The organism is Rhizobium phaseoli, assembly GCF_010668805.1.
Lineage (GTDB): Bacteria > Pseudomonadota > Alphaproteobacteria > Rhizobiales > Rhizobiaceae > Rhizobium > Rhizobium phaseoli_A.
Window position 1 is genome coordinate 20,605 of the sequence record NZ_WUFT01000020.1, and the last position, 21,897, is coordinate 42,501.

18 protein-coding genes are annotated in these 21,897 nt (G+C 58.6%); 15 read left to right on the forward strand and 3 right to left on the reverse strand.

All coding sequences use genetic code 11. The features are described from left to right. Positions 1–121 precede the first annotated feature (121 nt). Positions 122–430 (forward strand): hypothetical protein, encoded by a 309-nt coding sequence (locus tag GR197_RS32115; RefSeq protein WP_204330391.1) that lies wholly within the window; start codon positions 122–124, stop codon positions 428–430. Here the strand turns inward: GR197_RS32115 and GR197_RS25650 are convergent. Both GR197_RS25650 and GR197_RS25655 read right to left on the reverse strand, forming a co-directional pair. Further along, a complete protein-coding gene (locus GR197_RS25650) occupies positions 371–2,497 on the reverse strand; it encodes a right-handed parallel beta-helix repeat-containing protein (RefSeq protein ID WP_164014683.1) in 2,127 nt (708 codons plus the stop codon). The two genes, GR197_RS32115 and GR197_RS25650, sit on opposite strands and share 60 nt — an antisense overlap. Then, positions 2,494–3,813: an O-antigen ligase family protein gene (locus tag GR197_RS25655; protein WP_164014685.1), complete on the reverse strand. Its 1,320-nt coding sequence runs from the start codon at positions 3,811–3,813 to the stop codon at positions 2,494–2,496. The genes GR197_RS25650 and GR197_RS25655 overlap by 4 nt, the downstream gene beginning before the upstream one ends. Positions 3,814–4,208: 395 nt before the next feature. On the opposite strand from GR197_RS25655, the gene GR197_RS25660 reads away from it, so the two are divergent. The 8 genes from GR197_RS25660 (at position 4,209) to GR197_RS25695 (ending at position 13,788) form a co-directional block, all read left to right on the forward strand. Then, on the forward strand, positions 4,209–4,436 hold the full coding sequence (locus tag GR197_RS25660; protein ID WP_164014686.1) for a hypothetical protein: 228 nt from the start codon (positions 4,209–4,211) through the stop codon (positions 4,434–4,436). Positions 4,437–4,445: 9 nt separating this feature from the next. Then, the gene (locus GR197_RS25665; RefSeq protein ID WP_164014829.1) at positions 4,446–5,396 is read left to right on the forward strand and encodes a glycosyltransferase family 2 protein; all 951 of its coding nucleotides are present in this window, start codon (positions 4,446–4,448) and stop codon (positions 5,394–5,396) included. Continuing rightward, positions 5,393–6,493 carry a glycosyltransferase family 4 protein gene (locus GR197_RS25670; RefSeq protein ID WP_164014689.1) on the forward strand — a complete coding sequence of 367 codons (1,101 nt, stop codon included), beginning with the start codon at positions 5,393–5,395 and terminating at the stop codon, positions 6,491–6,493. Before GR197_RS25665 ends, GR197_RS25670 begins: the two co-directional genes overlap by 4 nt. Then, a complete protein-coding gene (locus GR197_RS25675) occupies positions 6,487–7,629 on the forward strand; it encodes a glycosyltransferase family 4 protein (protein WP_164014691.1) in 1,143 nt (380 codons plus the stop codon). The genes GR197_RS25670 and GR197_RS25675 overlap by 7 nt, the downstream gene beginning before the upstream one ends. Then, positions 7,626–9,830 carry a GumC family protein gene (locus tag GR197_RS25680; protein ID WP_164014693.1) on the forward strand — a complete coding sequence of 735 codons (2,205 nt, stop codon included), beginning with the start codon at positions 7,626–7,628 and terminating at the stop codon, positions 9,828–9,830. Before GR197_RS25675 ends, GR197_RS25680 begins: the two co-directional genes overlap by 4 nt. Before the next feature lie 94 nt (positions 9,831–9,924). After that, positions 9,925–11,028, forward strand: a complete 1,104-nt coding sequence (gmd, locus tag GR197_RS25685) for a GDP-mannose 4,6-dehydratase (RefSeq protein WP_164014695.1) — start codon at positions 9,925–9,927, stop codon at positions 11,026–11,028. Further along, a complete protein-coding gene (fcl, locus tag GR197_RS25690; protein ID WP_164014697.1) occupies positions 11,021–12,091 on the forward strand; it encodes a GDP-L-fucose synthase in 1,071 nt (356 codons plus the stop codon). The genes gmd and fcl overlap by 8 nt, the downstream gene beginning before the upstream one ends. Before the next feature lie 557 nt (positions 12,092–12,648). Beyond that, positions 12,649–13,788 carry an ROK family transcriptional regulator gene (locus tag GR197_RS25695; RefSeq protein ID WP_164014699.1) on the forward strand — a complete coding sequence of 380 codons (1,140 nt, stop codon included), beginning with the start codon at positions 12,649–12,651 and terminating at the stop codon, positions 13,786–13,788. Between the two features lie 20 nt (positions 13,789–13,808). Here the strand turns inward: GR197_RS25695 and GR197_RS25700 are convergent, their stop codons facing one another. Continuing rightward, complete coding sequence (locus GR197_RS25700) at positions 13,809–14,855, reverse strand: Gfo/Idh/MocA family protein (RefSeq protein ID WP_164014701.1); 1,047 nt, start codon at positions 14,853–14,855, stop codon at positions 13,809–13,811. Between the two features lie 349 nt (positions 14,856–15,204). Between GR197_RS25700 and GR197_RS25705 the strand changes: the two genes are divergently transcribed. The 6 genes from GR197_RS25705 to GR197_RS25730 all read left to right on the forward strand — a co-directional run bounded on the left by GR197_RS25705 (position 15,205) and on the right by GR197_RS25730 (position 21,793). After that, positions 15,205–16,503: an extracellular solute-binding protein gene (locus GR197_RS25705; RefSeq protein ID WP_164014703.1), complete on the forward strand. Its 1,299-nt coding sequence runs from the start codon at positions 15,205–15,207 to the stop codon at positions 16,501–16,503. A gap of 255 nt (positions 16,504–16,758) precedes the next feature. After that, positions 16,759–17,688 carry a carbohydrate ABC transporter permease gene (locus GR197_RS25710; RefSeq protein WP_164014704.1) on the forward strand — a complete coding sequence of 310 codons (930 nt, stop codon included), beginning with the start codon at positions 16,759–16,761 and terminating at the stop codon, positions 17,686–17,688. Continuing rightward, the gene (locus GR197_RS25715; protein WP_164014706.1) at positions 17,685–18,527 is read left to right on the forward strand and encodes a carbohydrate ABC transporter permease; all 843 of its coding nucleotides are present in this window, start codon (positions 17,685–17,687) and stop codon (positions 18,525–18,527) included. The genes GR197_RS25710 and GR197_RS25715 overlap by 4 nt, the downstream gene beginning before the upstream one ends. Positions 18,528–18,567: 40 nt before the next feature. Then, positions 18,568–19,806 carry an ROK family transcriptional regulator gene (locus GR197_RS25720; RefSeq protein WP_164014708.1) on the forward strand — a complete coding sequence of 413 codons (1,239 nt, stop codon included), beginning with the start codon at positions 18,568–18,570 and terminating at the stop codon, positions 19,804–19,806. A 48-nt stretch (positions 19,807–19,854) separates the two neighbouring features. After that, complete coding sequence (locus GR197_RS25725; RefSeq protein ID WP_164014710.1) at positions 19,855–20,709, forward strand: TIM barrel protein; 855 nt, start codon at positions 19,855–19,857, stop codon at positions 20,707–20,709. A 22-nt stretch (positions 20,710–20,731) separates the two neighbouring features. After that, on the forward strand, positions 20,732–21,793 hold the full coding sequence (locus GR197_RS25730) for an ABC transporter ATP-binding protein (protein ID WP_164014712.1): 1,062 nt from the start codon (positions 20,732–20,734) through the stop codon (positions 21,791–21,793). Positions 21,794–21,897 lie beyond the last annotated feature (104 nt).

The window sequence follows — 21,897 nt, forward strand, 5'->3', positions numbered from 1 at the left end:
CTATGTACCCCATGGCTTGCCATGTTGCTCCTTTTGATGACCGAAGAGCTGCAGAAGATATTCGCTCGAGCGAACAAAGCCGGGGAGGATCGCGTTCTATCGCCAGGATCAGAATGAACATTTGCCGGCGACATTGAAGGTTCGACCGAAATCTCATCGCGAGGATCTGGTAAAGGCCTTGCTAGAGAAGAGCCTGCGCGTACGAGCCGGCGATGCCATCATCTTCGAGGTGCGGATGGAACATGCCGGGCAAATGCCGACGCTGGTTGACAGGAACCGGCAGATCTTCGAAGCGATCTGGCGGCGGATCGGCATCCCTGCAAACATTATCGCCGCAGAACACCGCTCGTCGCGGCGCGCGCGCCTTTTGTTACTCGGGCGGCGCGGCCACGCTCCCGATGTCCGTCCCAGCCTTCTGAAGATCGCCTAGACTGCCAAATTCTCCCGAACGCATGATCCTCGGATCTATTCGGAAGCTCTTGTTGTTCAAATTGCCGCTGTAGCGGTTGCGCGCGAATTGCACAAATCCACGCCCAAGATCGGGAGCGTTGACATACGCGACAATGCCGCTGTCACTATCGACCGATACAACGTTCTCCTCAATGCGATTGGGGCGTGCCCATGACGGACGCCAACCCCTGCCGGTACCGTCATCAACGCGAAAAGCAGCGCCCGATCCGTTCGTGATGACGTTTCCCGCCACCAGGTTGCTCCAACCGCCGTTGATACCGATCGCCGCGACGTTGCCCGAGAGCGTATTTCCCTCGATGCGCAGCCCGCTCGCCTTCCCATCCGTATAGATCGCCCAGCTGATAGGGGACGGCCATTCGCCGGTATTTTCATATCCCGGAGGCCAGAACGTCCCATCGGCCCTGTTCATGAGATGACCGGTGCCGGTCACGAGATTGGAGCGGATGGTGCTGTTCAGAGGGTCGGCCTGCTCGCCCATCATCTTGATGGCGCCGCCATCTGCCGTCTGCTGATTGGCGTTATGGATCACATTGTGCTCGATAACAGCGTTATAGACGGCGTCATTGGAACCCCACAGCGAACCGCCGGCGATTCCGAACTGCGCCGTGTTTTCGATGAGGTTGTCGGCGATCCTGACATTGTCAGCCGCCTGGAACCATATTCCGGCGGTTTCAATGTAAACCTTTCCGATGTCATGGATATGGTTTGAAAGGATCCTGGCGCCGTTCGACTTGCCGAAGGTGCCATAATTTGTGCCGACATAGACCCCGTTGCCGGCCACATCCGCAATTACATTGCCGGCAATCAACGCATCCTTGCTTTCCGTCACATGGATCCCGACGCCGACATTCTCGATGCTGTTGCCGACAATCTTGACGCCATCGGCGTGCTCGATCCGTATGGCGCCAAATCCTCTGGTTTCCGTATAGAACTTGCCGCTGCCTGCAGGAGCTCCATCTCTAAACTCGAGCCCCGATACGACCATCCCGCTGGCCCCATCCAACTTGAAGAATGTCGGCAGAATGCCAGCAACGACGACGGAATTGGGCAACGACTGATCGACGGGGATATAATGAAGCTTGCCCGCGACAAGGTCGTACCACCACTCTCCGGGAGCATCGAGCAAGGCCTTTGCTCCGGCAAGGAAATAGCGGCTGCCTTCTGCGGTAAAGAAATAGCCTGTGCCTTGCGTATGGACAGTCCGGCCGGCATCGTCGATGGATACAACGGGGAGCGTATCATTGCCCCACTGGCTTCCGGGCTGATACCCCCCGACGATGTCCACGACCAGTCCACTGGTATCACCCACTGCCGGAAGATCGCCGGCGTGGAAACAAAAGCGCGTGTTTCCTTCCGACGCGTCGACGGCAGGCAGGCACTTTGCGGCAAACAACCATCCCTTGCGTGGATCGCCATCAGCGGGGACATTGGGGAAACGAGCTCTGGTTTGGCGTATCCCATTGACGAAAAGGTCGCCGACCCCTTCATCCGGCGGCAATTTCAGCGGCGCCGTCCAGCGACCATCGGCCTGCTGCGCGAAGTCGCGCACGCGCGGCCCCCCATGCAAAATCGGCGCTTCATTGCATCTTGCCGTCAGGATCAAGCCGGTATCGCGGGCGTCAAAGACGATCGGCCGAGTAAGATAGTAATCGCCTTTACCCAGCGCGATGGTGTTGGTGCCGCCTTTCTCACGGGCAGCATCACGGGCTCTTTCGATGCTGGCGAAAGGGCCGTCGCCACCCTGCTGAGTTGCCGTTGGAAGGAGGCCACTCCAGGTGTCTTTGCCATCGGGAGAAACGTAAAATATCGTCCGCCCCTCGGTGCTGCTGCTCAATTCGCCGCTTAGAGAAGTCCCCTTCAACTTAGCTGACAAAGTCGCGGACGCTTCCGCGCAAGTCGCCTCCTTGACGAGCATCTGCAGGCGCTCGGGCGCATCTATCTCTGTCCCGACTGAAGCCGCGTTGCCGGGCTGCGGAAAGAGCATGACAGGCAAGATGCTCGAAATCAGTCTAAAACGCCGTCTCATGATGTCTGCAACCCGCTCATAAGTCCACGCGCGGGCGCCTGCCAAGCTGGCGAACGGCTGGTCGAAACGACGGGCGCGTATAGCGAAAACATGATGATGGCTGTGGTAAACAGGATGAAGATGGCGTCATTCTGAACGAAAAAAATACTTTCGGTCAGGTTCATCACCGGAATCATGATCGTAAGGACATTGAGCCAGAGCCACCCGTACTGCCGATCATGACAGTGAAGGAACGCGCCCTGGCGAATTGCGTAGGGAAGCATCAAAGCAAACGGAATCATTCCCACGATGCCAAAGCTCAACAGGATATCGCGGTATCCATTATGCGCGTGGGGTGCCGGCCATCCGATTTTTAACCAGATGTGCGTCGCTTCAGTGTTCGCGACTGTCCAGAAAGCCTGGTAGCCGTAGCCAAGCAACCAACGATCGGATATTTCGCGGTCAACCAGCTCCCACAATGGCACCCGACCCGTCAAAGTCGCATCCTTGCCGAGCGCCTCAAGGGCCGGAACCAGGAATTCGTGCAGCGAAATCAGAATGCCGACAGACAGCTGAACGAAAAACAGGACGATGACCACGCGGCCAATGCCGCTGCTTCTTTGCAGGAGGGAATAAAAACCGATCAGGCAATACGCCACTGACGTTGCAATGATCGCGGTCATCGATCCGGAGCTTGCAAGGCAGATCACACCTGCAGCCAGCAAAACGAACGCGGTTCGCCGCAGACCGAGCGTCCCGTCGATCAGCACCGCCGTCGCCACCAAGATCATCAGAGCCGCGTACCAGCCCAGCACGTTCTTGTGAATGAAGACGCCCCGCATCGCACCGTCCGGCATACTGGCGAGACTTGGTGACACCACGGAGAAAACCACACTCAGGCCGATACAGGCTCCGAGCGTCACAAATAGCAGGAACAGCAGCTGCCTTGGCGTGAAACGTATCGCCAGGACGTAGGAAAGAAGCATGCAAAACAAAAGGCCGATTGCGCGCCTCAAGCTCGTTGGCGGTGATATTGACCACAGGGTAGACAAAAACGGCAAGACGAGCATCAGCGGAAGAATGAGATTTCGTCTGAGCGCCGTTAGAAACTGCGGAAAATTGCGTAGCAGGATCACGATTGTAAATGCATAAACAGGAAAGCAAGGAAGACGCAGGATAGATTTAGCAGATTCGCTGAGTGTTCCGTCTGCATCTGCCAGCATAAGCGGCAGGAGAGCGCCTGCCTGAATAAAAAGGGATATGCCGGCGCCCCAGCATTCTATGGCCCGCCAACTGATGGTTGGTCCGCTGGCAGTTCTGAGGCTATCTACTCTCATTATCCGTCCCGACTGACTTGAACAGACAAGCGGCTGTTGATCGCGGCAGATCAAAAAAACAGGTGTCGGCCTTTGTGGCTGCGCTGCTCTCAAGCAATCATCCGGCCACATCCGCGGTCAACCTGTTCTAGTGAAGGGCGGACTACGCCTAATGCACCTTCGCTCCACCCAAAGACGGTGTTGCGCCTAAGCTTTCAGCCGGTATTTACCCAAAAGGCGGGTCTTCATGCCCGCGAATTGCCCTTAAGAGCAGATGTTGCGCTTGTCCGTTCACCGGTACCGTGGCGATGAATCTATTGTGAAGCGTGGTGGGTAAGCCGCGGTTCCACTGCAATGAGGCAACAATTCTGACAGAGGCTATCTCTGCAGTCGAAGCCTGGAAGGTTAGGATTACTATGTTTCTGCGTCATGATCCTAGTTCTCTATGCAACACGACCGGCGCTCTGCTCGTCGTGGCATTATCAGCGGCGATCTCATCGGCTTTGCGCGAGATGCTGTTCGGCCGGCAAGGAATTGTGAATATCACCATCACCGAGGCTCCAAGCCCCGATGGCTGCGCAAAGGTCGACCTCTCAAGCAACTTTGCGCTGCTGCACAGCAGCGCATCGCGGCAACCCGCCTGAGTGCGCGCCATGGAGCGGCCGGCCCTCAGTGTCCTCATCAATAATTACAACTACGCTCGCTTCGTTGGGCGGGCGATAGACAGCGTGTTGAGCCAGGACGCGCGCAACGTCGAGATAATCGTCGTCGATGACGGCTCTACCGACCAGTCGCGGTCTGTTCTGGAAGCGTATGACAGCCGAGTAAAGGTGATCTTTCAGGAGAACGCAGGACAGGCGGCTGCGATCAATACCGCGGTGAGATCAAGCACGGGCGAGATCCTCTGTTTTCTGGATGCTGACGACTGGTGGGCGCCGAGCAAGCTGTCGGCGACGGCTGCAGCGTTTCGCGCTAACCCGCAAGCATCGCTCGTCTATCACCGACTGCAGCCAACGCTTGTCGATGGCACACCGACTTCCAAGCCGATCCCTCGAACCCTGTGTTCGGGCGCTTTGTCGCCGCTGCTCACCAGATCGGCTGGTTGGTGGCCCTTTCCGATGACGTCAGCCGTCGCGGTACGGCGTAGCGCATGGAATGCTGCCGGCAGCATTCCCGAACAATTCCGCATATCGGCCGATGCCTGGCTCGTGGGGATCTATCCGTTTCTGGGGGATGTCATTGCCATGCCGGATCCGCTTGGATTCTACCGCATCCACAATAACAACTGGTATCGCTCGACCGAGGATGCCACCACGCTTAGGAGACGGATGACGCACTGGCAGCGTACCGTCGAAGCGACGAACCTGTTTCTCTCAACCCATCAACTGCCGGCAAGACTCCGTCTGACGGATCACCATCCCTATCGCATCGCGTTGGCAAAGCTGCAGGGAGCCGATGCACGCACCCGGTTCAAGCTCGCCGTCGAAGGCCTCTTCTTTGCCGGCGAACCGAACCTGCTCAGACGGACGCGCGATAGTTTGCGCTCTGCGGGCGGCCTGTCACGGCTCGGTCTGGACGTTGGCTTGTCGGAGGCAGCGAAATGAAGGCGCTGCTACTGGTTTCCGAACTGGAAGACTATACCATCTCCTTTGCCAGCGGCGTTGCCCAACACCTGAACGTTGTGCTTGCCGTGCCGCGCCGACGATATGCACATCTCGCCTCTTCTTTCGATCCGGCTGTCGATCTGCACCTTCTGGACTGGCCGAGACACCGCTCTCTCTCCAATCCCTGGTTCCTCTACCAGCTTACGCGTCTGATCCGGCAGGAACAGCCAAACCTCATTCATCTCCTCAGCAATTCCACACTTTGGCTGAACCTTGCCGTGCCGTTCTGGCGCCCGATCCCGCTTGTGACGACCGTTCATGACGTGGAAATCCATCCCGGCGATTCCGATACGCGTACGCTGCCCGACTGGGCCCCCGAATTGATGGTGAAACAATCCGGACATGTTGTCGTCCACGGCGAGGGACTGAAGCGGCTGGTCCTCGATCGATATTCAAAATCGCCGGACTGTGTCCATGTCCTGTCGCATCCCTCCATCCTTCGCTATGCGGAACTCGCCCGGCGACAGAAGATGGCGCCGCGCGAAGCGGATGGGACCATACGCGTCCTGCTCTTCGGACGGATTTTCGCCTACAAGGGCCTGGAACATCTGGTTCGGGCCGAGGCGATGCTCAAGGACGCGCTTCCCAACCTGCGAATCACGGTCGCAGGCCGTGGCGACAATCCGGCGATATTCCAGTCGCTTATGGGGGATGCCGGCCGCTACGACATTCGCAATCGTTTTATCGAGGATGCAGAAGTCGCCCAGCTTTTCCTCGACACCGACATCGTCGTTCTTCCCTATACGGAAGCATCACAAAGCGGTGTGCTCAACCTTGCCGCCGCATTTGGCAAACCGGTCATCGTCACGGATGTCGGCGAGTTGCGGGACACCGTTCAGCCCAACGGGTTGGGAATGGTGGTCCCTCCGGGAGACGCCAAAGAGCTCGCGGCAGCAATCAGAACATTGGCAGACAACGGCGAACTGAGAAACAATTTCGGGGCCAATGCGCTCGAATGGGCCAAAGGACCGAATTCGCCTGAACGGGTCGGCGCCCAGGCCGCGGCCGTTTATCGGGAGGTGATCGGGTCATGCTGATGGAGGCCGTGACGGACAGAAGTCGAATGGCACTACGGAGCGCGGCCAGCGTCCGCCACTATGTTCCGGGCGGCTGCGAGAACGGCGGCGGCATTGGCAGGCTGGTCGGCTATATAACAGAGACCGCGAACGAGACCGGCACCAAACATTTCGTCACCGATACCAGAGGGGCTCGATGGTCCAAGGTGACGTCACCCGCACGCCTGCTCGGCGCCATCCTGACGATGGCAAAGGACCGGATTGTCGCGCCGGCCCGCATTCACCATATCCATATCGCCGGCCGCGGCAGCACGTCGCGAAAACTGATCCTGACCGAGGCTGCCCGTTTGTTCGGGTGCTGCCACATATTGCACCTGCACGACTACGACTATGCCAGCGACTTTGAGCAACGCTCGCCGCGCCAGCAACGGCTCATCCGTCGGATGTTTCAGAATGCCGATTGCGTCGTGGCGCTCGGCCGGCGCGATCGTATGACGCTGACCACACTTCTGGGCGTCGACGAACGTCGTACGGTCGTTGCCCATAATTGCGTCCCCGATCCCGGGGCGCACGATATTCGCCTCGGCCAGACACCGCTGATCGTATTCCTCGGCCGGTTGAGCGAACGCAAGGGCGTCACGGAGCTTTTGCTGGCCCTGAGCCACCCGCTCATGAAAGAACTCCAGTGGCGGGCTGTCTTGGCAGGCGACGGACCTGTCGAGGATTATCGCCGTCAGGCTGACGCCCTGGCGCTTTCCGATCTCGTAGAGATGCCCGGGTGGCTCGACGCCGGTGAGACGCGGGCCCTGTGTGCGCGTGCAGATATCCTGGTTCTGCCTTCGCACGCCGAAGGTCTGGCAATGGCCCTGCTCGAAGGGCTGTCCCACGGGCTCGCGGTCGTCACCACGCGTGTCGGAGCGCATGACGAAGTCATTACCGACGGTGAAACCGGGATTTTCGTGCCTGTCGGAGATCCGAATGCCTTGGCTGCAGCGCTGGCGAAACTGGTGACCGATCCAGAAATCTGCATCCGCCTCTCAGTCCGGGGGCGCACGCATTACCTCAACCATTTCAGCATGAAGGCCTATATGCGGTCGCTCGGGACACTATACGAAACCGTTTCCGCGAAACCTCAAGCAATGGTCGGCGCACGATGACGATTTCCACTCTTCCGCCGGACCGCAATCTTCCGATCTCGCCGATGCGCTATGACCCGCGGTTTCAGGTGGAGACCAAGGCGGACAACTTCGATCTGGCATCCATTTACCGTCTCGTTCGCCGAAGAATGATCATGATCATCACGATAACCATGCTGCTCATGGCGCCCGCGGCGATTATGATCTTTGGGCTGAAGCCCAGCTACCAGGGCTGGGCTAGGTTGATTGTCCACCAGCCGCTGGCAACATCGCTTGATACGGAAGATGCCAGCCACAGTGATCTACTAGACGCGAAATCGGAGACTGAGCGGCTTCTATCCAGAAGTATCGCAGAGCGAGTTGTCCGCGAACTGCAGCTTGACGTGCGGGAGGAATTCAATCCAGCGCTGCGGAAGACCTCGTTCATCGAAAGGATCCGGACAAAGGTGCGCGGCCTGTTCGACCCCAAAAAACCCACCTCGCCTTCACGGGACAACATCAACGCCATCATCCCGGAATATTTTAGAGCGCTCGGCGTGTGGCATGAAGATAAGAGTGACGTTATCCAGATCAGCTTCAATTCGACTGATCCTGAACTCGCAGCCGCGGTTCCGAATCGGGTCATCAGCGTTTATCTCGATGAGCGGAAGGACAGTATCCGCAGCCGCCTGGATACAGCGCAAGAATGGATACGACAGCGCATCACGGAACAGCAGGTTCGCACTGACACGTCTCGAGACGCTGCCCGCGACTATCAAGAATCGATGGACGTCGTCTCGAAAGAGGACGCTCAAGAGGAACGGATCAAGTCATTTCTGGAACTCACTGGCCGAGAAGGAAAAATCGAAGAAAGCCGGGTTGAGGTAGAGGCGGTGATCTCAACGCTGGAAACAGCCGATAACGCTTCGGTCGCTGCGCAGAATATCGTCGTCCCCGACAGCATTGCCGTAAAGCAACGCGATCTTCGCGGACAGGAACAGGATCTCGCCCGTCTTCTCGAGACATATGACGGCAATGCCGAGGCCGTGGTGGAGCTACGTGGAGAGATCCAAGAATCCCGTGCCGATCTCGACCTTGCGACCAAACAATATCTCCAGACAATGCGAACCAAGCTCGTCGCACTTGATCATGAAGCTGAAGCAGTACAATCCAGGCTGGTTGTTGCCAATGAAAAACGCATACGTGATGCGCTGGTGCAGACGGAATTGTTGCGACTGCAGAAAATCGCCGAAAAGGAACAAACGGCACTCGACAAGCTTGAGAACCAGCGCCGTGACCTCGCCGCGAAGGCCATGCTGCCGGGGGCGGAGTTGGAAGTTTTAACACCAGCTACAGTACCGCTTGCATCACAGGGACGTGGGCGGCTTTCCTATCTGGTGGGCGCCCTCCTGGCCGCAATCTCGGCCGCCATAACGGCCGCTTTCGTGATCGAAATGTGGGACCGGACGGTCCGGAGTTTCGACCAGATAGCTGGAATGGCGCGCACGACACCGGCTGGACTTATCCCGCGTCTGGCGCGGAGGGAACATTCGAAGACGATGTTCGCACATATGCCGGTCCCGATGTTTGACGAAGCAATCCGTACCGTGGTGCTTTCACTCAAGCAGTCCAATGGCGGTAAGTTGCCGAACAGCATCGTCGTTACCTCGGCTCACAGCGGAGACGGCAAGTCGCTTGTCGCGCGATCGCTGGCTATCGAGCTTGCCGCTGCCGCGATTCCGGTGCTGCTGGTCGATGGCGACCTTCGGCGGGGACAACTCGATTCGTTTTTCAGGTCGGAGCTCATGCACGGATTGAACGAATTCCTCAATGGTCAGGCCGATTTCCGCGACATCGTCTACCACCATCCAAGCGGTATCGATTTCATTCCATCTGGAAAATTCACTCTCCAGCGGCGCGTCCGTCCGAACGGCCTCGCAGAAATCATCGAGATGGCGGTCGCGGCCGGCCAGGTCGTCATCTTCGACAGCGCGCCTGTGCTCGCCTCGTCGGATACCGTGCAATTGACTGCCCTGGCGGAAAGAACACTGGCAATTGTTGGATGGGGAAAGACGAGCCGCCGCGCCGTAGAGTTCAGCCTGCAGCAAATGAAAAGCTCGCGGAACTCGGAGATCATTGTCGCGATCAACAAGGTAAACCCCGAAAAGCACGCGCTGTATAATTTCAGCGACTCGGAGCTTTTTTCAAAATCCTTGATGAAATACTACAAACTCAACGTGTGAATACATCACACGAAAGAATAAATTCTCTTTTTTGAAATTTCACGAAATACACAGCATAAGTTGCTTACGCATTGGTAGTCGAGTTGGAGGATCCATGGATACGAGAATGAGAGAGAACCGAAAAGTTGCGCTGATTACCGGTATAACAGGTCAGGACGGCGCGTATCTGGCCGAAATGCTCTTGGAGAAGGGTTATATCGTTCATGGCCTCAAGCGACGCTCATCGTCCTTCAACACCAGTCGCATCGAGCATCTCTACGAAGATCCCCACATCGAGAATCCGCGCTTTATCCTGCATTTCGGGGACATGACCGATTCAACGAATCTCATCCGTGTCGTTCAGGAAACGCAGCCGGACGAGATCTATAATCTCGCCGCACAGAGCCATGTTCAAGTCTCCTTCGAGACGCCGGAATACACGGCCAACGCGGATGGAACCGGCACCCTTCGGCTACTTGAAGCAATTCGCCTCCTGGGGCTGACCAAGAAGACCCGCTTCTATCAAGCCTCCACCTCAGAACTCTACGGCAAAGTCCAGGAAGTCCCGCAGAGCGAAACGACGCCTTTCTACCCTCGATCACCCTACGCCGCGGCCAAGCTCTACGCCTATTGGATTGTGGTCAATTATCGCGAGGCATATGGCATGCACGCCTCGAACGGCATTTTGTTCAATCATGAAAGCCCGATCCGCGGCGAAACATTCGTGACACGCAAGATCACCCGGGCGGCGGCGGCGATCCATCTTGGCCTGCAGGAAAGGCTCTATCTCGGCAATCTGGATGCCAAGCGCGACTGGGGACATGCACGAGAATATGTCCGCGGCATGTGGCTGATGCTGCAACAGGACGAACCGGAGGACTATGTCCTGGCGACGGGAGAAACGCACTCGGTTCGTTCCTTTGTCGACAAGGCCTTTGCCAAGGTGGGCATGCCAATTGATTGGCGTGGGAACGGGGTTGAGGAAAAGGGATACGATAAGACATCCGGTCAGTGTGTGGTGGAGATTGATCCAGCCTACTTCCGTCCGACTGAAGTTGATCTTTTGATCGGCGATCCGACGAAGGCGCACACCAAGCTTGGCTGGAAACACGAGACCAGCCTTGATCAGCTGGTTGCGGAGATGGTTCGCGAGGATCTGAAAGTCATGGCACGAAATGTTCCGACGGTAGGCGCGACCAAAGGCTTTGCTCATGCCTGAGGTGATCTACAGCCTTGCCGGAAAAAGGGTCTATGTCGCGGGCCACCGCGGCATGGTGGGCTCTGCGATCGTGCGGCGTCTCGCTTCCGAGGGCTGCGAGATTTTGACGGCCACCCGCGCCGAGGTCGACCTCAGACGGCAGGAGCAGGTGGAGGCATGGATGAGTAAGAATCGTCCCGACGCCATCTTCCTGGCTGCGGCGAGGGTCGGCGGCATTCTGGCGAACGCGACCTATCCGGCCGACTTCCTTTATGACAACGTGATTCTCCAAGCGAACGTCATCCACGCAGCCCATAGAGTTGACGTCGAAAAACTGATGTTTTTGGGCTCGTCCTGCATCTATCCGAAATTCGCCGACCAGCCGATCGTTGAGGACTCCCTTCTGACTGGTTCGCTTGAGCCCACGAATGAATGGTATGCGATCGCCAAAATTGCCGGATTAAAGCTCTGCCATGCCTATCGCAAACAGCACGGTAGAGATTTCATCTCGGCCATGCCGACCAATCTTTATGGTCCCGAGGACAATTTTGACCTCGGGTCAAGCCACGTCATGCCGGCGCTCATACGCAAGGCGCATGAAGTCAAGGTCAACCAGCAGCAAGAGATCTGCATCTGGGGTACTGGCACGCCGCGGCGCGAATTCCTGCATGTTGACGATTGTGCCGACGCCTGCCTCCATCTCATGAAGACCTATTCCGCCGAAACTCATGTGAATGTCGGTTCCGGCGAAGACATTTCCATCCTCGAATTGGGACAACTCGTCTCCGAGGTCGTTGGCTTCGAAGGCAAGATCAAGCACGACCTCACCAAGCCAGATGGAACGCCACGTAAACTGTTGAGCATCGACAAGCTTCGCGCGCTCGGCTGGTTCCCCAAGATCGGTCTGAAGGAGGGTATCGAAGACGCCTATCGCTCCTTCCTGGATGGTCATTATCTCGAACGCAGCAACAGGATTATTTCCAGCGACCTGATCGGCCAAAGCGACATCGGTTTTGAGAGAGCCGAGACTTCGGCGCTGCATGCGTCCACGCTCTCTTCGGTCGCACATCATCCTCGCGCATAGCGAATTTGCGCGAGGCACAATGAGCTGTTGTCTCGGGGGGGACGCATATGCGGGGATGGTGCAACCAATGCAACCGGTAGAAATCAGGATTGTAGCGCTCATTTTCCTGATAGTCGCGTGGGCGCTGATTATCGGTGTGGCAATGAATTTTTTCGCGGTCGAGATGCCGATATCGCTTGTCGCTCTATTAAACGGATAATCCACGTCGGATGGCTCCACGAGATGGCCTTCGGCCGGGCTGTCGGGCGATAATCGCTGTGTTAAAGCCGGCAGGCGTGGCCGTACCCCACATGCTGACCGTTGCTCGAGCCGGCTTGCCAAACCAGTTCCGACTTTGCCGGGTCGCGCTTTGAGACAGGGTGGTTTCTGGAGCAATAGAATCAGTTGGTTACGCGCTTCCCCGGGAAAAACTGTTACGGGCATCGACCGCAAGCGTGGTACACCATCGAAATGGTGCTCTAGAACAGGATGATTTAGCTCCGGTCGGCCTAAAATCTGAATGATGTCATGAGAAAACCGCCCACACTATTCGGCATCATGCTCCAGGGAAGACGATCATGCGGTATCTTCGATCAGGGCCGCGTCGGCTTCAAACCCAGGACATGGGCGCCCCGCGCGCCAAAACAATTGGTCTCAGGTCCGGTGAAATCGCCGATCGAAATATCCGCGTCATCCTGGAAGCCATCCGCCGCCATGGTCCGTTGACGCGGATGGAGCTTGGCCGGCATAGCGGCCTGTCAGGCCCCGGTATCACCAATATTCTTCGCCGATTGGCCGACCAGAAGCTTGTCACCTCCCATCGCCGCAACGGCCTCGGTGGCGGGGCGACTGCCACCGAGTTCGCCTTGCGTCCGGAAGGCGCCTTCTCGATCGGCGTCAAACTCCGCCAGCGGCGCGGCGAGATCGTGCTCATCGATCTCAGCGGCCAGGCTCATGATCGGGTCTATTTCAGCCTGGACCCCGCAGACAGGGCCGGCGCGGTGCACGCCGCCGTCAAGGATATCGCCGATCGCCACGCCGCCTTGCCGATCCTCGGCCTCGGCATCGCCGCCAACGACTGGACGGACGAGCAAAGCGATCAAATCGCCGCACTATCGTCGATCGCGCGTCCCTATGTCGAGAACGAGTGCACCGCCAGCCTTCTCGCCGAGCGCACGATCGGCAGCTCTACGCGGGAGGGCGGGCTGGCGATGATCATCATCGACGATGACGTTCAGGCTGGTTTTCTCATTCGCGGCATTCCCTATTCCGGCGTCCATGGCCGGGCGGGCAGCATCGGCGAAATGCTGACCGGCCCGGACAATGTCCAGCTGAACACCGTCGTCGGTTTCGAGTCGCTACGGTCGAGGATCGGCAACCAGGAATTCACGCGCTTGCTGGACGGGGAGGAATTTTCCTCGCCGTCACTGTCGCAATGGATACGCGAGGCCGCCGGCCATCTGCTCGACCCGATCATCGCCATGGCCGGCTTCCTTGCGCCCAGCGTCGTCATGATCGGCAGCGATCTGCCACAACGCGTGATCGAAGCCCTGATCCATCAACTTTCCATCGAGCGGCGCGACACCTCGACGAGGCCGTTGCTGACACCATGGATTTCGCCGATGAAACCGGCGAGCTTCAGCGGGGGCGGCGTGGCACTCGGAGCCGCCCTGCTGCCCTTCCTCAACACTTTGCTGCTGCCGCCGGCTTCCGCCTGACGCCCATTTACGCACATGCATCACTTGAGCGCTTCATCGGCATGGCTGAGATCGGAGGCCAGCGCCTTGTCGAGGACTTTCTGGATACTGGCGGCGCGGCGGAACGACGGTTCCTGCGTCCTGCCGGCCCGCACGGCCTGGACGAAACGCTGGTAATTGGTCTCGACAGGATCGAACGGCACGTCGCGCCAGGTCGCGGTGTGCACGTCTTCGCCGAGACAGGCGCGTAGCGTCGATTGTCCTGTATCGTAGATCATCTCGATCGAGCCGGTTTCGCCATAGACCCTGAGGCGCAGCTGATCCATCTGCCCGGCTGCCGTGCGTGTCGCCTGGATCGTGCCGATCGCGCCATTGGTGAAATCGACATTCATCGTGAAGCTGTCGTTGGCATCGAGATCATATTCGCCGATCTTGTGGCCTGGCGCCTTGTCGAAGGTTTTCAGCCGCGCGAAGACATGGGTGACGTCGAGCCCAGAACCGTAAGAGGCGAAATCGACGATGTGGATGCCGATATCGCCGAGTGCGCCGTTCGATCCATGTTTCTTGCTCAGCCGCCACAGCCATTTGCTTTCGCTCTTCCAGTCGCCCCAGTGTCGACCGACCAGCCAGCTTTGAAGGTGAGAGGCCTCGACGTGGCGCACCGCGCCGATTTCGCCGGCGAGCACCATCTGCCGGCCTTTCTGCAGCGCCGGCGAGTTGCGATAGGTGAAATTGACCATGCCGACCTTGCCCGATCGCTCGATTGCCTCGGTCATCTCCATCGCCTTGACCGCATCGGTGGCGAGCGGCTTTTCGCAGAAGACGTGTTTGCCGGCGGCGATCGCCAGAAGCGTCGTCGGGTGGTGGATGTTATCAGGCGTGACGTTGGCGACCGCATCAAATTCGCCCCAGGCGAGAGCCTCTTCGAGGGAAGCGAATTGATTGGCGATGCCATGTTCGGTGCAAAAGGCGGTAAGCCTTTCCGCAACGACATCGACGCCCCCCACGACGCTGACGCCTTCGATCGCCTTGAATCTCGCGGCGTGCTGGTTGGCCATGCCGCCGGTGCCGAGAATGAGTAAGCGCATCTGATCCTCCATGAGTTCGCTTCCGGCTACCACGTAGCCGGATAAAAACTGCACCTTGCCACCGCGGCCATCCGCGATCGCCTCGTGCTCTTCTTCAGGAAATTGCGGATGGATGCGTCGCGTGTCCGAAGGCACGCACTTTAATTGGCGCATATCCCTTCCGAAAACCGGCGTGCGCGCTAGCTGCTGTTGAATGTCGCCAGCATTTCAACCTCCCAAGGTCTGGCCTCCCAAAGCTCCGGCTTGACATCAAATCAAAGTAACTTAATCTAATTAATGCAGCACGGAAATGAGGAGAGGTCAACCGACCGCCAGGCTGTATTCGTTTCAAATGGGGAGGAGACCCATCATGAAGAGCGCCACCGTCAGTGCATTCGCGCTGAGCACAATGTTATTTTCAGCATCCGTTTCATTTGCCCAGGAACTCGCTACCAAGGACAGGATCGGCCTTGCCGATGCGCCAAAATCTCTCGTCGTCCGTCTGACGAACGACAGTCCGAACAATGCGGATCCGGCGATCGCCGAGGGCTATCAGAAGCTCTTCGTCGATTTCATCAAGAAGCATCCCGACTGGAAACTGCAGATGCAGTTCATGTCGTCTGATATCGGCACAGAACAGGCCAAGATGCTGGAGCAGGCCAAGGCCGGCAATGCGCCAGATTGCGCCGCCGTCGATTCCTTCGTGCTTTCACAGTTCATGGTCAATCACGTCCTTGCGGATTTCACACCCTACTTCTCGAAGGAAGAAGTGGACGACCTTTTCCCCTTCATCCGTAGCGGCATCACCGACAAAGACCAGACGGTCCGGGCATGGTGGTGGGACACGGACCTTCGGGTGCTCTATCGCAACAAGTCGATCGTCGCGGATGCGCCGCAGACCTGGGACGACCTGAAGAAGGCCGCGCTCGCCTCCACCAAGGAAGGCATGGAAGGCGTGCTCTTCAACGGCGGGCGCTGGGAAGGAACGACGTTCGACTGGCTCGCAAATTATTGGGCGCTCGGCGGCAAGCTCGTCGACGACTCCGGCAAGCCGATCTTCGGCGAAGGCGAGAACAAGGAGAAATTCCTCAAGGCGCTGAATTACTTCAAGGATCTCGTCGATTCCGGCGCAGCACCCAACCGCGTCAGCACCATCGCCAATTACGACGACATGAATGCGGCCGCCGCCGCGGCGACGACGGCGCTCTTCATCGGCGGCAACTGGCAATATGCGCAGTTGAAGACCACGCTCGACGAGGCCGAGTTCAAAAACTGGACATTCTCGCCAATCCCCGGTCCCAGTGCCGATCAGCGCTCGACCGGCACCGGCGGCTGGACGATTGCCTCGTTCAGCAAGGACAAGGACAAGGTCGAGATGTGCGCCAACCTCGCACGCGAGGTCTATATGGGGCCGGCAAACGCGCTGCAGCAGCAGCTGCCGACCCGCAAATCGCTCTTCGACAAATATGAGGTGTTTTCCACCGAGGCCAACAAGACCTTCGCCGCGGCTCTGGTCGACGGACAGGCACGCCCCGGTGTGCCGATCTATCCCGAGATCTCCAACCAGATCCAGATCATGATGGGCGACGTTCTCTCCGGCACCAAAAAGCCGGAGGACGCTTTGAATGCCGCATTCAACGCGGCAATGGAGGCTTACAAGCGCCTCTGATGCTGCGGTGCCCGGCCGGCCCCTCATCCGGCTGCCGCCCACCTTCTCCCCACCTGCGGGGAGAAGGGATATGCCGCACCGGCTTCGTTAACCTCGACGCTGCGTTTGGCACGTCCCCTCGCCCCGTGAGCGGGGAGAGGGTTAGGGTGAGGGGCAGCCAGTTGTGCTTAATGCCAGCTACCTCCAACGCTTCAGACAACGACGGCGCCTGTCCGCAGGCGCCGACGACAGTGCCAAACCCGGACAGAGAAGCCAATGAGCCCCATTGCAATCGAGGCTGACAGCCCGCCTCAAAGCAGAACGTTCATGCGCCGTTTCGCCGGTGCGCCCCTGCCCTGGATCATGCCCGTGATCATCGTCATCGGCATTTTCTATCTCTATCCAGTCATCGACGTTTTCCGGCTGTCCTTCACCAATGCGACGCTGATCGGCGACAATCAGCAATATACGCTGGGCTCGATCGTCAATGCCTTGAGCTCGCCGCAGCTGCCCGACATTTTATGGGCAACGCTGATTTTCGTCGGCGGCAGCGTCATTGGCCAGCAAATTCTGGGCATTGCCGTTGCGGTCGTGGTCATCCGCGGCGAAAAACGCGGCCTGTTCGGCACCACCATCCTCAGAACGACGGCGCTGATCGCCTGGGTCGTCCCCGGCATTGCCGGCGGCATCATCTGGCAGATGCTGTTTTCCGAAGCGCCTTACGGTGCGTTAAACAGCATTTTGCGGTTGATGCACATGCCCACCGTCGCCTGGCTTTCCGATCCCGCAATCGCCCCGTGGTCGACGCTGATCTCCAACATCTGGCGCGGCACGGCCTTTTCGATGGTCGTCATGTATGCGGCGCTGAAGGCGATCGATCCCTCGCTCTACGAAGCCGCCGAGGTCGATGGCGCAACCGCATCGCAGCAGTTCTTCTTCGTCACCCTGCCGCAGCTGCGCGCGGCGATCCTCGTCAATATGATCCTCATCACCATCCAGACGGTGAATACTTTCGATGCGATCATCACGCTGACCGGCGGTGGTCCGGGGCGCGCGACCGAGGTCATCTCGCTCTACGTTTTCAACATCGTCTTTAGAAACTACGATCTATCAGGCGGCAGCGTGCTCTCGGTGCTTATGCTGATCATCAGCCTCGGGCTTGCCTTCGTCTACGCGTCATTCCTGCCGAAGGAGGAAGAGCAATGAGCGGACGGACCGGAACGCGGCTCGGCGATGCCTTCAGCTATCTCTTCATGCTGGTGATGTTCATCTTCTTCGCCGGCCCCCTCACCTACCTCCTGTCGATGGCGATGCGTGACAAGCGCGAAATCTATCGCGGCGCGGCGCGCTATATTCCTCAGAATCCCACCATCGACAATTTCATCACCGTTTTGAACAACAGCTATTTTCCTATCTATCTCTGGAATGGTCTCAAGCTTGCGGCCTTGAGCGGCTTCGGCGTGCTGATCGTTGCATTGCCGGCGGCTTACGCCTTTTCCCGCTTTCAATTCCGCGGCAAGGGCCTGTCGATGATGGGTCTGCTGCTGTTCCAGATGATTTCGCCGCTTGTCATCATGGTGCCGCTCTATCGCTACATGAACCGCCTCGGAATGCTGGACACCCATTTTGCCGTCGTCATGGTCTATATCGCCCTTGGCGTTCCGCTGGCGACCTGGCTGTTGAAGAGCACGGTCGACGGCATTCCGCGCAGCCTCGACGAGGCCGCCATGATCGACGGCTGCAACAGGTTTTCGGTCTTCTGGCGTATTGTTCTGCCCTTGTCGGCGCCGGGCATCGCCTCGGTCTTCATCATCACGGTGATTGCCGGCTGGTCGCAATTCCTGGTGCCTTTCCTGTTGCTCACCAAAAATGACCTGATGCCGATCGGCGTCGGAATCTTTAACTTCCGTGGCATGCAGACCGACTCGTCCATCCAGCTTCTCGCTGCCGCCTGCCTGATCTCGGTCGTTCCCGCGATCGTCGCCTTCCTGTCGCTCCAGAGGCTGATCCTCGGCGCAATGACCAGCGGCGCGGTGAAGGGATGAGGGTCGGTCAATCTCCATACGTGAGGAAGGATTTGACCCCATGAACCAGACGCTCGGCGCCAGGCTTTCTCCGGATCTGACCGGCGCCAATGTCGAAGATGCAGGCGAGCACAACAGGGCCGTCGTCCTGCGCTGCATCCATCGCCAGGCACCGATTTCACGCGCAGAAATCGCTCGGCAGACGGGTTTTACCAAACCGGCAATCGCCCGCATCGTCGATCGCCTGCTGGATGAGGGCCTGATCATGGAAGCCCGCCGGCGACATGGGCTGAGAGGACAGCCGGCGATCGAACTGGAGATCAATCCGGATGCCTGTTTTGCGATCGGCATCAATATCGATCGCGATCATCTGACGGTCCTGGCCGTCGATGCCGTCGGCAATGTCCGTGCCCGGGTGCATCATGAAAAACGCTTCATCCTGCCGGCGGAATTCCTGCAGCTGACATCAGATGCGATATCGCATTTCCAGCGCAGCCGGCTGATCGACGACGCGCGCCTGGCCGGCATCGGTCTGGCGATGCCGGATTGGCTTGGGGAAATTTCGCTCCTCGGCAAGCCCAAGGCCTATCAGGAATGGACGGCATTCGATGTGCGCGCGGCACTGGAAAACCTGACACAGCATCCTGTCTTCATCGAAAATGAAGCCAATGCCGCAGCCCTTGCCGAACTCGATTATGGACTGGGTGCCGAAAGCAGCAGCTTCTTTTACATCGCCATCAATGCCTGCCCCGGCGGAGGTCTTGTGCTTGACGGTAACGGTCATCGCGGCGCCATGGGCCTCAGCGGCGAGATTGGCTGGCTTCCAATTGCCGACGGCAGGGACGAAAAGAGCCATAAGGTCCAGCTTCTCGGCGAGATATTCTCGCTGTTTTCCCTTTACGATTTTCTTGCGCGGCACGCCGTCGAAGTGAGTGTTCCGCACGATCTCCTGACCCTGGATGCGCATGGCAGGCGCCTGGTTTCGCAGTGGCTGAAGGAAATGAGCGCGCACCTGGCCGTCGCCGTCAAGCATATCGGCATGATCGTCGATCCCGACGCCGTCCTCGTCGGCGGCAGGCTGCCGATCCGCATCGTCGACGAGTTGCTGCGTTATGTGCACGAGCATCTCGACCCCGAGGACATGAATCTGCCCTCGCTTCATCGCGCCTCGCTCGGCGAGGACGCTTCGGCGATGGGGGCGGCGGCCATGCCGATGGCGGCAGCGCTGATGCTCGCATCGGCTGACGCGGCTCAACGCACACGGTCGCCGCTCAAAAACATGGATCGCCTGAACAGCTGAAAACGGCCGGTACGGCCCCAGGGATTTGGTGAAGATGGGAGGATTTTGGTGAAGATCGGCTTTTACACCTCGACATTCAATGATCGCCCGCTTGAAGAAGTGGTGGATTTCGCCGCATCGGCGGGGTTCGACGCCATCGAAATCGATGTCGGCGGCCATATCAAAACGCCAGATCGGGTAGAGGCCGCCGTCACGCTTGCCCGCAGCCGCGGCCTTTCCGTCTCCTCGATCACCTATTTCGGCAATCAGCTCGACGCCGACCGCGACAAACGCCGCGAGCTTCGGACGAAAACCGCCGATTTTGCCAAGGCAATCGGTGAGGCCGGCGTTCCGATCTTCGTGATTTTTCCCGGCCGCGACGACAGCGCCAGCGAAGACGCCAATTATGACGACTTCGCCGAATTCGCAATCAAGCTGATCGCAGAGACGCAATCCTCCGGCCTGACCTTCGCGATCGAAAACTGGCCGGGGCCTAGGGATAATTTCATCGGTACGACGCCGAGAGGATGGCAGGAGCTTTTTCGACGGATCACGGATCCTCGCTTCGGCTTGGAATTCGATCCCTCGCATCTCCTCCGCATCGGCGTCGATCCCTATCAGGCGATGGAAGCGGTGAAGGATCGCATCGCCATCCTGCACGCTAAGGATACGGCGATCGATAAAGATGTGCTAGAGGCTGTGGGATATCACGGCAAGGGCTGGTGGCAATACAAGCTGCCGGGGCTCGGCCTCATCGACTGGCCGCGGTTTCTCCGCCAGGCGCGTGGGGCCGGTTTCGACGGCACGCTGTCGATCGAGCACGAGGACGCCGCCTATGGCTGGCCCGGCAAGGATCTGTCGGCGCGTAAGGAAGGCGAGCGTCTCGGCCTCGATTATCTCAAAAATGTCTTGAGCAGGCTTTGATAGCGATTTCAGGAGGAATCTTATGGCCCATGTTTCGGTCAACAATGCGCGCAAGGATTACGGCGCTTTCAAAGCCATCAAAGGCGTATCGGTCGACATCGGCGACGGCGAGTTCGTCGTTCTGGTCGGCCCCTCGGGCTGTGGGAAATCCACATTGCTCAGGATGATCGCCGGCCTGGAAGGCATCACCTCGGGACAGATCCAGATCGGCAGGCATATCGTCAACGAGCTTGCGCCCAAGGATCGGGACATCGCCATGGTGTTTCAGAATTACGCGCTCTACCCGCACATGACCGTTGCAAAGAATATGGGTTTTTCGCTGCGGCTGAAACGAATGCCGAAGACGGAGATCGATCAGCGGGTCGGCAATGCCGCCAAGATCCTCGGCCTGGAAAGTCTTCTGGAAAGATATCCGAAACAACTGTCGGGCGGCCAGAGGCAGCGCGTCGCCATGGGCCGGGCGATCGTGCGCGACCCGGCCGTATTCCTCTTCGACGAGCCCCTGTCGAACCTCGACGCCAAGCTCAGGGTACAGATGCGCTCCGAGATCAAGGAACTGCATCAACGGCTGCAGACGACCACCATCTACGTCACCCACGACCAGATCGAAGCCATGACCATGGCCGACAAGATCGTCGTGATGAAGGACGGGGTGATCGAACAGTCGGGCTCACCGCTGGAATTGTACGACCGCCCCAACAACCTTTTCGTTGCCGGTTTTATCGGCTCACCCGCGATGAATTTCATCAACGGCAACATGACGCAAGACGGTTTCCGAACCGCCGATGGCCTGCTGCTTCCAAGCGAGCGCCGCCCGAATGATGCCGTAACCTATGGCATCCGTCCCGAGCATATTCTGCTGGATCCCAACGGCATCGAGGTGACGACCGTCGTCGTCGAGCCCACGGGTTCGGAAACACTGGTGATCGTCCGGCTGGGAACGCAGACACTCACCTGCGTCTTTCGGGAGCGGATCAGGGCGGCCCCTGGCGAGGTGCTGAGGATTGCTCCGATCCACGATGCCGTTCACCTCTTTGCCGCCGATGAGCAGCGGGTCACATCAGGCGAAACTCCGCTGAATTAAGCCGGCCGATTGCCCCTCCCCTTCGGCCGGGCGAGGCCGGGGGCGCGTTTTCCGCGCCCCCGGCCCCGAAGCTTTCACTCTCTCCCGATATTCATGCTGCATCG

Excerpts from the sequence above, each read along its gene's own strand:
- gmd (WP_164014695.1), top strand. The coding sequence starts at position 9,925 with ATGGATACGAGAATGAGAGAGAACCGAAAAGTTGCGCTGATTACCGGT.
- GR197_RS25670 (WP_164014689.1), top strand. The coding sequence starts at position 5,393 with ATGAAGGCGCTGCTACTGGTTTCCGAACTGGAAGACTATACCATCTCC.
- GR197_RS25675 (WP_164014691.1), top strand. The coding sequence starts at position 6,487 with ATGCTGATGGAGGCCGTGACGGACAGAAGTCGAATGGCACTACGGAGC.
- GR197_RS25715 (WP_164014706.1), top strand. The coding sequence starts at position 17,685 with ATGAGCGGACGGACCGGAACGCGGCTCGGCGATGCCTTCAGCTATCTC.
- fcl (WP_164014697.1), top strand. The coding sequence starts at position 11,021 with ATGCCTGAGGTGATCTACAGCCTTGCCGGAAAAAGGGTCTATGTCGCG.
- GR197_RS25660 (WP_164014686.1), top strand. The coding sequence starts at position 4,209 with ATGTTTCTGCGTCATGATCCTAGTTCTCTATGCAACACGACCGGCGCT.
- GR197_RS25720 (WP_164014708.1), top strand. The coding sequence starts at position 18,568 with ATGAACCAGACGCTCGGCGCCAGGCTTTCTCCGGATCTGACCGGCGCC.
- GR197_RS25710 (WP_164014704.1), top strand. The coding sequence starts at position 16,759 with ATGAGCCCCATTGCAATCGAGGCTGACAGCCCGCCTCAAAGCAGAACG.
- GR197_RS25665 (WP_164014829.1), top strand. The coding sequence starts at position 4,446 with ATGGAGCGGCCGGCCCTCAGTGTCCTCATCAATAATTACAACTACGCT.
- GR197_RS25680 (WP_164014693.1), top strand. The coding sequence starts at position 7,626 with ATGACGATTTCCACTCTTCCGCCGGACCGCAATCTTCCGATCTCGCCG.
- GR197_RS25695 (WP_164014699.1), top strand. The coding sequence starts at position 12,649 with ATGCGGTATCTTCGATCAGGGCCGCGTCGGCTTCAAACCCAGGACATG.
- GR197_RS25655 (WP_164014685.1), bottom strand. The coding sequence starts at position 3,813 with ATGAGAGTAGATAGCCTCAGAACTGCCAGCGGACCAACCATCAGTTGG.
- GR197_RS25700 (WP_164014701.1), bottom strand. The coding sequence starts at position 14,855 with ATGCGCTTACTCATTCTCGGCACCGGCGGCATGGCCAACCAGCACGCC.
- GR197_RS25730 (WP_164014712.1), top strand. The coding sequence starts at position 20,732 with ATGGCCCATGTTTCGGTCAACAATGCGCGCAAGGATTACGGCGCTTTC.
- GR197_RS25650 (WP_164014683.1), bottom strand. The coding sequence starts at position 2,497 with ATGAGACGGCGTTTTAGACTGATTTCGAGCATCTTGCCTGTCATGCTC.
- GR197_RS25705 (WP_164014703.1), top strand. The coding sequence starts at position 15,205 with ATGAAGAGCGCCACCGTCAGTGCATTCGCGCTGAGCACAATGTTATTT.